Source organism: Pseudomonas sp. HY7a-MNA-CIBAN-0227 (assembly GCF_040310325.1).
Taxonomy (GTDB): Bacteria; Pseudomonadota; Gammaproteobacteria; order Pseudomonadales; family Pseudomonadaceae; genus Aquipseudomonas.
On the sequence record NZ_JBEOPT010000007.1, the window covers coordinates 1 to 13,426 of the forward strand.

12 protein-coding genes are annotated in these 13,426 nt (G+C 61.0%); all 12 read right to left on the bottom strand.

The window, feature by feature from the left end; all coding sequences use genetic code 11:
* Positions 1-230: 230 nt before the first annotated feature.
* The 12 genes from AAEZ06_RS13585 to pdxH all read right to left on the bottom strand — a co-directional run bounded on the left by AAEZ06_RS13585 (position 231) and on the right by pdxH (position 13,354).
* Positions 231-746, bottom strand: coding sequence for a nitrous oxide reductase accessory protein NosL (locus AAEZ06_RS13585; protein ID WP_149414692.1), 516 nt, complete (start codon positions 744-746; stop codon positions 231-233).
* Positions 747-772: 26 nt separating this feature from the next.
* Positions 773-1,603, bottom strand: a complete 831-nt coding sequence (locus AAEZ06_RS13590) for an ABC transporter permease (protein WP_133100999.1) — start codon at positions 1,601-1,603, stop codon at positions 773-775.
* Positions 1,600-2,511 (bottom strand): ABC transporter ATP-binding protein, encoded by a 912-nt coding sequence (locus AAEZ06_RS13595; RefSeq protein ID WP_149414694.1) that lies wholly within the window; start codon positions 2,509-2,511, stop codon positions 1,600-1,602. The genes AAEZ06_RS13590 and AAEZ06_RS13595 overlap by 4 nt, the downstream gene beginning before the upstream one ends.
* Entirely contained in the window at positions 2,511-3,773 is a 1,263-nt protein-coding gene (locus tag AAEZ06_RS13600) for a nitrous oxide reductase family maturation protein NosD (protein WP_256666359.1), read from the bottom strand. The genes AAEZ06_RS13595 and AAEZ06_RS13600 overlap by 1 nt, the downstream gene beginning before the upstream one ends.
* 190 nt (positions 3,774-3,963) lie before the next feature.
* A complete protein-coding gene (nosZ, locus tag AAEZ06_RS13605; protein ID WP_350614767.1) occupies positions 3,964-5,886 on the bottom strand; it encodes a TAT-dependent nitrous-oxide reductase in 1,923 nt (640 codons plus the stop codon).
* Between the two features lie 28 nt (positions 5,887-5,914).
* A complete protein-coding gene (nosR, locus tag AAEZ06_RS13610) occupies positions 5,915-8,101 on the bottom strand; it encodes a transcriptional regulator NosR (RefSeq protein WP_350614769.1) in 2,187 nt (728 codons plus the stop codon).
* Positions 8,102-8,412: 311 nt separating this feature from the next.
* Positions 8,413-8,883, bottom strand: coding sequence for a ubiquinone anaerobic biosynthesis accessory factor UbiT (ubiT, locus tag AAEZ06_RS13615; protein WP_149414688.1), 471 nt, complete (start codon positions 8,881-8,883; stop codon positions 8,413-8,415).
* Positions 8,877-9,767: a U32 family peptidase gene (locus tag AAEZ06_RS13620; protein ID WP_149414687.1), complete on the bottom strand. Its 891-nt coding sequence runs from the start codon at positions 9,765-9,767 to the stop codon at positions 8,877-8,879. The genes ubiT and AAEZ06_RS13620 overlap by 7 nt, the downstream gene beginning before the upstream one ends.
* A gap of 10 nt (positions 9,768-9,777) precedes the next feature.
* Positions 9,778-10,773 (bottom strand): ubiquinone anaerobic biosynthesis protein UbiU, encoded by a 996-nt coding sequence (ubiU, locus tag AAEZ06_RS13625; protein ID WP_149414686.1) that lies wholly within the window; start codon positions 10,771-10,773, stop codon positions 9,778-9,780.
* 55 nt (positions 10,774-10,828) lie between these two features.
* A complete protein-coding gene (locus AAEZ06_RS13630) occupies positions 10,829-12,064 on the bottom strand; it encodes a molybdopterin molybdotransferase MoeA (protein WP_350614772.1) in 1,236 nt (411 codons plus the stop codon).
* Positions 12,061-12,615, bottom strand: coding sequence for a molybdenum cofactor biosynthesis protein B (moaB, locus tag AAEZ06_RS13635; protein WP_133101008.1), 555 nt, complete (start codon positions 12,613-12,615; stop codon positions 12,061-12,063). The genes AAEZ06_RS13630 and moaB overlap by 4 nt, the downstream gene beginning before the upstream one ends.
* Before the next feature lie 91 nt (positions 12,616-12,706).
* Positions 12,707-13,354, bottom strand: a complete 648-nt coding sequence (gene pdxH / locus AAEZ06_RS13640) for a pyridoxamine 5'-phosphate oxidase (protein ID WP_149414684.1) — start codon at positions 13,352-13,354, stop codon at positions 12,707-12,709.
* Positions 13,355-13,426: the final 72 nt, after the last annotated feature.

A 13,426-nucleotide genomic window follows, 5' to 3' on the forward strand; every position in this document is an offset into this window, starting at 1 on the left:
ACTTTCGCGCTTTTCGAAAGTGAGTCGCTGTAAGAGCGAAACCGCCAGCAGCCGTTACCGCAGCAACGGATATGTACACGGCAAGCCCCCCCCTAAAACAACCCCCCTCCAGCCATCAGCAACCTCAACAGATGTGTCGATACCTATGCTGCGATAGCGATAGCGATAGCGATAGCGATAGCGATAGCCATCGACATCGACATCGACATCGACATCGACACAACGTCCACTCAATGGCCCATATGGGACATCCCCACCGGCTGCTGCAACAACGCCAAATCAATATCACCAAACCGTAACACCCTCCCGCCAGTATCCGCCGCTACTTTCTGCGCCGCGGCCTCATCAGCAAACGAGGCCAATACCACGCCCATGGCGCCCTTGAGCCCGGTGCCGAGTACATAAAACGCAATTTTGGCATCGATCAAATGAGCGTCATCTGGGGTGTCCCAGTGACTTTTGCCCATGTCATGCACGTACAGCTTGGCGTTCTGATGATGATTTTCAGGCTGCATCCACCAGCCGATCATTTCCGCCGTAGAACAGAATTTTTTCACCCCGCCCTGCTCTACCACTTCGCCCTTGGGGCCGGGAAAATCGCTGATCACCATGCCACACACGTGGCACTCATCACTGCGATGAAAACCCACTGGCCCCTCGCTGGCGGTGGCTTGTACCGGCTTGTCACAGCCCGCCAGCATCAAGCCCATCACCACGGCCAATAGCGTCGAATAAAATCTCTTCATGCTCAATTGCTCCATCAGTAAAAACCTCATGCCGCGCGCCGACGAAACAGCCCATAGGCCAGGGCCAGCGGCACTGCAACCCATGCCACCAGGCACAACCAAAGCGCGGCAACCGGCACCGCCAGGTCACCGCCCAAGGCCATCACGCCGACGGACGCCGGGCCAGACTCAAAGCCCGACAGATTGATCAGCCGGTAAACATCTGCCGGATTGAGCAGCAGCAACCAGGGCAGCAGCGTCGGGCTGAACTGGCCCTCGCTCAGTACCAGCAGGGCCAGCAACGCCAAGTCGAATACCAGAACGAAGAAGAACCACACCCCGAGCGCCAGCCCAGCCGCAGTGGATTTCTCCGCCGAGACGCTGCTGAGCACATAGGCCATGCCGAGAAACCCCCAGCCGAGCAAGGTCGAGGTCAGCATGAAGCGGCCAAAGGCCCACAGCAGCAGGCTGAATTCGACGTCATCCACCAGCACGGCGATGGCAAGCATCGCGCAGCCAAAACCAATCAAAGTGGCCAGCGCCAGAATCAAGCCGTGGCCGACAAACTTGCCCAGCAGGATATGCCCGCGTCCCAGGGGATAGGTCAACAACAGCAACAACGTGCCGCTTTCGTCCTCACCGACAATCGCGTCATAGGCCAGCAACAACGCAATCAGCGGCATCAGGAAGGTCGCCAGGCTGGCCAGGCTGGCGATGGTCGCCGGAATCGAAGTAAAACCCAGTTGCCCTGACGCCGCAGCCCCCAGCCAGGCGATGCCGATGGCGAGTACGGCGAACAACACACTGATGGCCAACAACCAGCGATTGCGCAGACCGTCGCAGAACTCCTTGCGGGCCATGTTCCAGATCGGGTTCATAGGGCACGCTCCATGGCGCTGTTCATGTAGTAGCGGTAGATGTCTTCCAGCGACGGCGGATGGATTTCCACGTCGCTGGGGCTGTCCTGCTCCAGCAACTGACGCAACAGCTCGACTTTGTTGCCGTTGAACACCTCCACTTGCAGGCCTTGCACGCCCCAGCGTTGGGTGACATGGCCCGCCTCACTCCAGCGTTTTTGCAACAGCTCCCCACGTTGCAGACCGCTGCTGCGAATCAGCGTCGGCAGCCCCGCCTCTTCGCGCAACGTCGCCAGGGTGCCGAGGGCCAGCAGGCGGCCCTGGGTCAGGATCGCAGCGCGGTTGATATGGGCTTCGACACCCGGCAGTACGTGGGAGCACAGGATGATGCTGGTGCCTTGCTCCCGCAGGCGGTCGAGCAGGCGATACAGATCCTGAGTCGCGATCGGATCGAGGCCCACGGTGGGCTCATCCAGCAGTAACAAACGCGGTTTGCCGAGCAACGCCTGAGCCAGCCCCAGGCGCTGGCGCATACCTTTTGAGTAGGTCTTGACCCGTCGCCGAGCCGCCCCTGTGAGGCCGACGTCTTCCAGCAAGGTAGCGACCTGGGCCATGGCGGCGCCCTTGAGCCGGGCAAAATGCTGCAAGGTTTCCAGGCCACTGAGCTGCGGATAAAACGTCACGTTCTCCGGCAAATAACCCAACAACTGCCGCACATGGGGGTCGCTGGGCTGGCGACCGAATACCCGCACCTGGCCGACACTGGCCTGCAACAGGCCCAATATCAACTTCATGCTGGTGGTCTTGCCGGCGCCGTTATGGCCGAACAGCCCAAGTACTTCACCGGGCGCCAGGCTCAGGTTCAAGTCATGCAATACGGTGGTGTCCCCGTAGCGCTGGCTGACGCCTTCGATCTCGACGACATTCATCATGCGGGCTCCTTGAGCAGGGAAAGCGTGGGGTCTTTCATCAGCGGATGACTGTCCATCACCCCCGGCGACTTCATCACCGGAAACGCCCGTTGCACCCAGCGCAGTAGTTCGATGCCGGGGCTGTTCATCAACAGTCGCACCTGGGGGTAAAGCCACAGCAGGCGGTCGACGTTGTCGTTGGGTTCATAGGCAACATCCCCCAGGCCATCGTTGTTGCGGTCCCAGCCCAGGTAGTCGCTCCAGTAGTTGCCGCGACCTTCCACCGACCACTCTTGCAAACGGGTGGCCACGTATTTGACCTGGCGCTGGTTGCCGACAAAAGCGTTGTCGGCAATGCGGTTGTCTTCAGAGCCCGCGGTGAGGTGAATGCCCACAGCGCTGCGTTCGAAGTGGTTGTGCTCAATGCTGTTGAACAGCGAGTTGTAGATGAACAATGCCTTGCCCTCGGCACCGGTGATCATGGTGTCGCCGGTGGAGCCGTCACGCACCTCGCTGACGAAGTTGTCCCGCAGGGTCGAATAGGTGATGTAGTTCATCAGGATGCCGTAGTTCTCATCCTGCTCGGAGCGGTTGCCGATCACTGTCAGTTTGCGGCTCTGCATCAAGGCGTAGCCGGTGCGGGTGCGGCGGGTGATATTGCCCAGTACCTGGTTGTCGTTGGCGAACATGTAGTGAATGCCGTAGCGCAGGTCTTCCAGGGTGTTGCCTTGCAGCAGGTTGCCGTTGGAGGTATCGATGTAGATGCCATCGCGAGCGTCACGTACCTGGTTGCCGATGACCTTCGCGCCGTGTACCGCGTACAAATGAATGCCGTTGCCACGGTCCTGGGAGCGAATCGTCGGGTCACCCTGGATCTGGTTGTCGATCAGGCTGACATCGGCGGTGCCATCGACCCAAATGCCGAAGCCTGGGCCTTGCAGGTGGTTGTTCTTGATCAGGGCGCCATGGGCCTTGGATTGGATGAACACGGCGGCGTTCATGGCGGTGAGGTCGTGGCCCCAGTCAAGGAAGGTGCAGCCTTGAACGGTGACGTCAGGGGCGTTTATGAGCAAGCCATTGCCCTGGCCTTGGCCTTGGAAGGTGGCGCCGGGTTCGCAGGTGAGTTGCATGGGTTGATCGATGCTGAAAGAGCCCTGGTATTGACCGGCGGGCAGGCGCCAGTGTTGCGCGCCGTCGGTTTGCAGGGGCAAGTCGGTGATGGGGAGTACCAAGGCTTGGGCGCTGGTGCATAACACCAGCAATACAAGCCCAATGAACAGGGTCCGTGATCGAGCCACAGTATTTTCCTTGTGCGCCTGTAGAGCGGTGCCCCTCTGTGGTGAGGGAGCTTGCTCCCGTTGGGCTGTGAAGCAGCCCCAGCAAGGTCACCGCACTTTTTCAGACTGAACTTATCGGCAGGCTTCAGGGCTGCTGCGCAGCCCAACGGGAGCAAGCTCCCTCGCCATAACGTCAGGCCCGTTCGACCAACATCCGCCCGACCATTTCCATATGCAGCGCATGGCAGAACCAGCTGCAGTAGTACCAATGCAGGCCGGGCTTATCAGCGATAAAGGTGATCGATGACGTCTGCTGCGGGCTGATTTCCATGCTCACGCCGTGGTTGGTCATGACAAAGCCGTGGGTCACGTCTTCAATCTGGTCGATGTTGGTGATGGTCACGGTGACTTCATCGCCGTGCTTGACGGTGAACTCCGTCAGGCCGTAGGTCGGGGCCATGGAGGTCATGTACACCCGTACTTTCTTGCCGTCGCGGATAACCTTGTTGTCGGTCTCCAGCTTGATACCGTCCTTGGCCGCGATGGCCACGGTTTCGGCGAAGAACGGGTCGTTACGGTCCCAGATTTTCTTGGTCTTGATCTGGTCACGGCGGGCCATGACGCAGTCGTGGGGTTCGGCAAAGGCCGGGCCGTCGTGGACCAGCTTCATCTCGTCGCCGGAAATATCGATCAACTGGTCATTTTCCGGGTGCAGTGGCCCGGTTGGCAGGAAGCGGTCCTTGGAGAACTTGCTGAGCACCACCAGCCATTGGCCGTCGGCATCACGGGTTTCCGTCAGCGAGGCGTGGTTGTGGCCCGGTTGGTAGTGCACATCAAGTTTCTGCTTGATGTAGTTGACCTTCTCACCACCGTAGGCGCGGATGGCTTCGGCGATGTTCCACTTGACCACCTGGCTGTCGATAAACAGCGTGGTGTAGGCAAAACCCCGCCCGTCGTAGGTGGTGTGCAACGGGCCCAGGCCCAGTTCCGGCTCGCCGACCACTACGCCGCGCGGGTCCTTGATCTTGTCGCTGAACAGGTCGTCAAGCTTGTCGATGGCGATGATGGTGCACGTCGGCGACAGCTTGCCGTTGGCGATAAAGTACTTGCCGTCCGGCGAAGTGTTGCAGCCGTGGGGGTTCTTCGGTACCGGGATGTAGCGGGTGAATTCGCTGTTCTTGCCGTCGTCGCCCTTGCGTCCGTCGACCACCGGCACCTTGACGCCATCGAGGTTGATGAACTTGCCAGCCTTGATCGCCGCTTCGATGCGCGGGATGTTGAACACCACCACCCAGTCGCGCTCGTTGCGCATCATGCCGCCCAGGTCGGAGGCTTTCTCCGAGTTGTAGCAGGTGGCGGCCGCGTACTTGCCGGTGTAGTCGGCGTCGGCGTTGTCGAGGTTGCCGTCGACGATGACTTGGAAGGCCATCTCCATTTTCTCGGCATCGATGACGTTGAACATGGTGAAGCTGTTCTTGTCCTGCAAATCGAAGGAGTGGCCGTCGTTAGGGTGCGGGATGATGAACTCGGCACTGCAGAACACGTACTTGGTGTACGGCACCTTTTGCAGGCGCAGGCCATGAATGGCCTGGGCATTGGGCACAGTGAGAATCTTGTCGCACTTCATGATGTCCAGGCGAATCCGTGCGACCCGGGTGTTGGCCTTGTCATTGATGAACAGGTATTTGCCGTCGTACTGGCCGTCAGTGGTAGACAGGTGCGGGTGGTGGCAATCGCCGTTCTGGTACTTGGCGCCCTCCCCCAGGATGCGTTTGCTTTCGTTGGTCAGGCCCCAGCCGGTGGCGGAGTCGACGTTGAATACCGGAATACGTATCAGCTCGCGCATCGACGGAACGCCCATTACGCGCACTTCGCCCTGATGGCCGCCGCTCCAGAAACCGTAGTACTGGTCCAGCTCCCCTGGCCCGACGTGGATTTTCGACTTGGCTTCCTTGGCCGCGGCGGCGAAGGACTCACGAGTAAACACTGTGCCGCCGAGCGCTGTCGCGCCCGCCAGTACCGCGCCGGTGATGGCACCAGTGCCGAGAAAACCACGCCGGCTCAGGCCTTCGGGTTCTGGGGCTTGCCCTAGTTTTTTCGATTCTGTGTCGTTCATGGGATGCTCCTTGAGAGAATAAAAACAATCACTGAGATTCGGCCGCAGGCACCTGTACCACCGGTATCAACTGCGCGCCGACGGCGGCGGCCTTGTTGCGTTTCTTGCGCTTGTTGATCAGTGGCGGGCATTTGTTGTCGTTGTGCCAGGTCATCTGGCAATCGAGACAGTAGTGGCATTCATTGGCGTTGATATGGCCGTCGGGGTGGATCGCCTGGATCTCACATTCCTTGGCGCACAGCTGGCAGGGATCGCCACATTCCTTGCGTCGTTTCAGCCAGTCGAACAAGCGGAACTTGCTCGGAATCGCCAGCGCCGCGCCCAGTGGGCAGAGGTAGCGGCAATAGACCTTGCGGGTGAATATGTTGATCACCAGCAGCGCCACGGCGTAGAGCACAAACCACCACTGGCGGTCGAACTTGAGGGTGATGGCGGTCTTGAAGGGTTCCACTTCGGCAAACATTTCGGCGCTGGACATCGACTCCAGGGAAATGCCAAACAGCAGCAACAGGATCAGGTACTTGATCGCCCACAACCGTTCATGGACAGCAAAGGGCAACTCGTATTGGCGAATCTTCAACTTGCGCGCTGCTTCGTTGATCAGCTCCTGCAAGGCGCCGAACGGGCACAACCAGCCGCAAAACACGCCACGGCCCCACAGCAGGATGCTGGCGGCGGTGAACACCCAGAGCATGAAAATCAACGGATCGGTGAGGAACAGCTCCCAGCGAAACTGCTGGAACAGCGCATGGACGAAGGTCAGTACGTTAACCACCGACAACTGTCCCAGGGCGTACCAGCCGATAAACACCACGGTGAACACCAGGTAGCCTCGGCGCACCCAGTGCAGCAAGCGGGGCCGGCGCGCCAGGCTGTCCTGCAGGAACAGGATCACTGTGAGCAGCACCAGCGCCGCGCCGAGCACCAGGATCTGGAACTGCTTCTGGTACCAGATGGTCAGCCACATCGGCCGGCTGGCTTCCTCGATGGCGGCCTGCTCGGCGGCCGTGGGCAGTGGCCGTTCCAGGTACTGCTCAGGCATCTGGTAAGACAATTCGAAACTGCTGAACGTGCCGCTGACCGGGCCAGTCTGACGCCGCACCAACAGCTCCAGGGTCCAGGGCGAACCGGGATCGAAACCGGCTTGGGGCCGCACGGTAAACACCGACATTTCGTCGAACTCAGGCATGCCTTGGGCGAACACGTCGTAGACCCGCTGGTGGTCCATGTCGCGGAAGCTGATGACGTTGCCAAACTGGCGCAATTGCACCCGATCGAAAATCCCGCCGCGCACATACCCCGAGCCCTTGAAGGAAAACAGCCCGCGCCCTAGCACAGCAATGGCCTGCTCGCCGGGCTTGAGGTCTTGCATCAGCACACGGTATTGATCATCCCCCAGCAGGTTGCGGCCGATGCTCGGCGGGTTGATGTCAGCGACGTACAGGTCAATGAACGTCTCATCGACCTGATCGCCGCTGGCAACTTCGACACCTTCGGCTTCGGTGCCCTTGAACGCGGTGTCCACCTGGCCACGAGTCAGGTTGAGGCGGCGGATGGCGCCATTGCCGGTCAGTTGCTGCCAGGTGGCGGGTTCGTAATTGTCGGTGCGTATGAGGGCGACTTTTTGCGCCGTGCTGGCCTTGTCTTCGATCAGCTTGAGGGAGACGGCTACCTCATGGGCGGCACGCATGATCACTTCGTTGACCACCATGGCCGTCACCGTTGCACCGGCGATGGCATCTACCGTCACCGCCTTCACATCACTGGAACGCCCCACCACCACGCGCTGGTTGACCTTGATGCCGGAGTAATGGGCGGTGAAATCGTGGAGTTTGGCTTCGGGAATGCCGATCAGCAGGATCGGTTCGTGGTGTTCCAGCACAAAGGCATCGCGGATCGTGCCTGTCGGGTCGAGGATGACTTGGGTGTTGATGGGTTTGCCGGAATAGGCCGGGATATCCACCACGTCCAGGCTTTGGAACACGTAGCCGATGATCTTGCCCGCGGCTGACAGCGTGCGGACGTTGAACTTGCCTTCGGGGGTGGAGACTGTGTCGACCTGGGGGAAGATCTTTTCGATGCGTTGTTGTTCGATGTCGCCGTAGGGTTTGGCCTGGGCGGGGTCGAAGGCCGTGAAGAGCAGCACCAAGAAAACCAGCCAGGTGACCGGGCTTGAAGCCACTTTACCGAATAACGAGGGTTGGAGGCTGCTCATGAACTCACTGACTTCAACGGCCGGAATGTGAGATCAATGGTAGGTGGCAGGAGGCCGGGGGCACTTGATTGAAATCAAGTTAGGGTCACTACCCGGGGATTGGCGGTGCGGCTTTTTGGCGCATGGCGGCTTGGTAGCCGACTGCCAATCAGACCCCTGTAGGAGCGAGCTTGCTCGCGAAGGTCGTGAACGCTAACGCGGGTTTGCGGGTTAACCGCGGCGCTCTCGAGTTTTTCGCGAGCAAGCTCGCTCCTACAGTAGTGGGGTTAACTGATCGGCTTTAGCCCAACTACCGGTGTTTTTCAAGGTAGCTACAAAGCCGCCAACCCCTTCCCCGCCCGCTCCAGATTGCGCCACAGCCAGGGTGGCAATACATCGGGGTCCAGACTGTCGATAAGGTTCTTGAGCCCCAACCCCAACTCCGTATCCCCCTCAATCACCAACCGCCGCCGGAAAAACAGCGTATCCGGATCCTCCTGCCGACTGGCCAGCAACAAAAACTCCCGCCAGTTGCCACTGATCGTGACCTGGGCCTCAGCCCGTTCGGCAATGCGCAATCCGTCGTGTCCCAGGGTCAGGTACCAGCACAACCCCAGGTCAGGAATGCGCAGGCACATCCAGCGCCCGCGCAACAGCTCAAAACCACCGTCACGCAACGGCTCCGCCAGGCAACGATTAAGACCCTGCTGCAACGCCAACCGCTGCACCGCAAACGGTACCTTGCGTATCAGCGGCAATATCCGGTCGGCGCCTTTGAGCAGCCATTGTTTGCGACTCAACACAGGCCTACCTCCTCAACCCGCAACATTCCGGCCTGGCCATGCCAATAGCCATTGCAGCCTTCGACAAACAGCGGCGGCGTGGCGCCCTGACGTACCTGGTCAAACGCCTCGACGATACCCACCATGCCCTGGGCCCTGGGACTCAAACGCAGCATGTCGGCACCACCACTCACCAGCCCCGGATAGTCCGCCAGCAGGTTGGTCACCTCTGCCGACATGGTTTGAATGCCATTGAGGGTAAACAGCGCCTGCCCTTCCTGGCTGGTCAACGCCATGCCGTCCGGGTAATTGATGCAGCAGAACAGGCAGTCATCCTTGGGCCGGTTTTCCGCACGTGCAGTGAAGCAGCGCGCCGAATAGGCCAGGGGCAAATGCCCGTAGGCGAAGATTTCCACTTCAGGCAGCGGGCGCCCCAGTTCGCTGACTTGTGCCAACACGTCGCGGATCAAGTCCCGGGAGCATTCCACTGGCGGCACCCAACGCACCATGCCGGCATCCAGCAACTGCACCAGCGCATGGCCGTTATACAAATTGAGCGCGGGGCCGCCCACGAAGGGCAGCTTGCGGTCAGCAAGAAATTGCACTGCGCCCATGTCGTTGGCTTCCACCAGCAACTGGCCGTTGTCGCACAGGCGACGCAGGCTCGACAGCTCCGAAGCCGCCTCAATCAACGTCAGGCTCGACAGCACGATTTGCGCCGAGCCTGCGGCCTGTAGCTCTCGCCCCAGGCCCAGCCATTGATCCAGGTTGAATGCCCGGCGCTTGGAGCACACGGTTTCCCCCAGGTAGATCACGTCCAGAGGCAGCTCAGCCATCTCGCTGTAGAACTGCCCCAGCTGTTGCTTATCCCAATAAAACAGCACCGGTCCCAGGCTGAGTTTCATGTCTGTGCCCTCATTGCCACGATCGATGATAGGCGCCCAGGGTGGTCTGGCTGCCTTCGGATAAACCCGCCAGCACCTGGCGCCACTGGTCCTTGACCACAAAGTTGGCGGGCGCGCTGCGGTGGGCGTCCAGCGCGGCGCGCCAGACTCGGGTGACTTGCTCGACGTAGGCCGGGCTGCGTTGTCGGCCTTCGATTTTTATCGCCTGGACGCCGATGGCGGTGAGTTCCGGCAACAGGTCCAGGGTGTCGAGGCTGGTGGGTTCTTCCAGGGCGTGGAAGCGCTTGCCGCCCACCATGAAGCGGCCCTTGCACAGGGTCGGATAACCGGCGGGTTCGTCCGGCGTGTAGCGGTCGATCAGCACTTCACTGAGGCGCGCCGTCAGGCCCTCCGCATCGTCGCTCCAGCGCACGGCCTTGGCCGGCGAGCACACGCCACACAGGTTTGGTGACTCCCCGGTGATGTACGAAGACAAGTGGCAACGCCCCTCGGCCATGATGCACAGGCTGCCAAAACCGAACACTTCAATGGGCACCGAGCTGCTGGCGGCCACTTGTTTGACCTGGGCCAGGGACAACACCCGAGGCAGCACCGCGCGTCGAATACCGTAGCGCTCGGCGTAGAACTGCAACGCGGCGGCATGGGTTGCCGAACCCTGGACCGACAGGTGCAAGGCCATCTGCGGATGCCGTTTGCTGGCGTAGTTGAGCACCCCAGGGTCGCCGGCAATCAGCGCGTCGACGCCATGGTCCGCCGCCCGGTCCACCGCCCGTTGCCATCGCTCCCAGCCCTTGGGTTGCGGGTAGGTGTTGACCGCGACATACAGCTTGCGCTGGTGCTCGCGGATATGAGCGACGGCACCGTCGAACTGTTTGTCGTCCATGTTCAGCCCGGCGAAATGCCGAGCGTTGGTGTCGTCGCGAAAACCGACATACACCGCATCGGCACCTTGGCGTACCGCCGCTTTAAGCGCAGGCAGATTCCCTGCCGGGCAGACCAGTTGCATGGTTACTCCTCATCGAAAAATTCATCGTATAGCCCATGTAGGAGCAAGCTCGCTCCTACATCATCAATTCGGCGAAGGACATGAATCGCACCAGCGCCCCCTTGTCGATCAACTGCTCGCGCTCCACCACCGCCAGGCCATCGGCCCAGCAAGCGGCGCTCAACATGGCCGAACTTTGCCTTGGATGCAGCGTCACCTGTGCCTGGCCATCTGTGCCCGGACTCAGCCGCGCGCGCAGGTATTGCCGGCGCTTGTTGCGTTGGGTCCACTCGAAATCGGCTGGCAACAGCAGCGGCAGCGGCGTGACGTCAGTCACCCCTTGGGTCCGCAGCAGAAACGGACGTACCACCACCAACGCGGTGATCAGCGCTGCCGACGGATTACCTGGCAAGCCGATCCACGGCTTGCCGGCGACGTCACCAAAGGCCAGGGGTTTGCCGGGCTGGATTGCCAGGCGCCAGAAGTCCACGCGGCCCAATTCCTTGATCGCCTGTTTCAGATGGTCTTCCTCACCCACCGAAACGCCGCCAGAGGTCAGCAGCAGGTCGCATTCCGATGAGGCCAGGCTCAGGGCGTCGCGGCTGGCGGCCAGTTCGTCGGCCATGACGCCGTAGTCATGCACTTCCACGCCCCAGCCCTTCAACAACGCCGCCAGACAATAACGATTGCTGTTGTAAATCTGCCCCGGTGCCAGATGATCGCCGGGGTCGCGCAGTTCGTCGCCGCTGCTCAGCAGGCACACCCGCAAGGGCCGGTAGACCTTGATATGGCCCAATCCAGCCGCCGCCAGCAGGCCCAACTCCTGTGCCCGCAGACGCTTGCCGGTTGCCAACAGCAACTGGCCCTGATGCACCTCTTCGCCCTGTTTGCGCACATGCTCACCGGCACGCATCGGCGGGCACCAGATGCGCTGGCCGTAGACTCGGCAGCGCTCTTGAGGTACCACGGTGTCGGCGCCGACCGGCAATGGCGCGCCGGTAAAAATGCGCATGGTTTGCCCGCTGGACAATCCCGTGGCCGCTTCCGTTCCGGCGGCAATGCGCCCGGCCAGGCATAGATAGCCGCCCTCGGCCGGCAGATCAGCGGCGCACAGGGCGTAACCGTCCATGGCGCTGTTGTCCCAGGCCGGCAGGTTCACCGGGGAAAAAATATCGCAGGCCAATACCCGGCCCAACGCCTGGTCCAGCTTTATTTGTTGAGTCGAAGGCGCCAGCGGCGCCAGGGTCAACAACCGTTCGATGGCGTCGTCCACCGGGGTCAACTCACCGCTTTCACACACAGATGTGCTCATGGTCGCGTCTCACAGGGTTCAAGCTGCTGCTGTGCCTGGATTTTGAGGTGCGGGGCGAAATTGCACGGCCCGGTGCGGCTGTCCAATTGCCCCGAGAGGATTTTGTCCCATGCCGTACGGCAGGCACCCGGCGAACCCGGTATGCAGCACACCAACACGCCATTGCTCATACCCGCCAGGGCGCGGGACTGCAGGGTCGACATGCCGATCTCCGCCAGGGAAACCTGACGGAACAGTTCACCAAAACCGTCGACGTGCTTGTCCAGCAGCGGCAGTACCGCTTGCGGGGTGTTGTCTCGGGCAGTGAAACCGGTGCCGCCGGTGGTGAGGATTACCTGCACCTGCGGGTCGGCGATCCATTGTGAGATACGCGCGCGAATCTGGTAGATATCGTCCACCACCAAGGCCCGGTCGATCAGTTCATGACCTGCACCTTGCAGCCGATCACACAGGGTCTGCCCGGAGGTGTCGGTGTCGACGGTGCGGGTATCGCTGATGGTGAGTACTGCGATGTTCAGTGAAGCAAAGTCGCGTTGGGTCAAATGTGCCATGGTCAAAATCTCGGGATAAATGAGCAATGGGACCAGCCTGCACTGCATCCGCGTACGGGCCTATTCCTCCAAGGAGGTACCTCCGCTGGGTTCAGGGTGCCAATCGCGTGCGCTGCCATGCGCCTTGTTGCAGGCGATAGTCGAGGCGGTCGTGGAGGCGGTCGGCGCGTCCTTGCCAGAACTCCACCCGCTCGGGGTGCAGGCACCAGCCGCCCCACGCCTCGGGACGCGGCGGCTGGTGCCCGGCAAAGCGTTGGGTCACTTCTCGAAGGCGGCTTTCCAGCTCGGTACGATGGGTCAGAGGCTGGCTTTGCGGTGAGGCCCAGGCGCCTAGCTGACTGGCCATCGGGCGGGCGTGGAAGTAGTCATCGGACAGCTCCGGCGCCAGGCGCGAGATCGTGCCTTCGATGCGCACCTGGCGCTCCAGGCCGGGCCAGAAGAAGGTCATGGCGGCGCTGGGGTTGCTCGCCAGCTCAAAGCCCTTGGCACTCAGGTAATTGCCGAAGAAGGTAAAACCCTGGTCACTGAAGCCCTTGAGCAAGAGGATTCGGCAATGGGCGCGGCCTTCGCTGTCCACCGTGGCCAGGGCCATGCTGTTGGCTTCCACCGGGGCTGCTTCAGTTGTGCGTGCCTGCTCCAGCCACTGGCCAAACAAGGTGATGGGATCGTCCTGCGCCAACTCGTCCCGCAAGCCATACAGGGTGTAGTTGCGGCGCATTTGTGCGAGGGAAAGGGGCATGGGGCGAACCTCCAAAAAGTTCACCGCAGTCTGATCAGCCCACGTGCGCAGCACCTTGACCGCGATCAACTG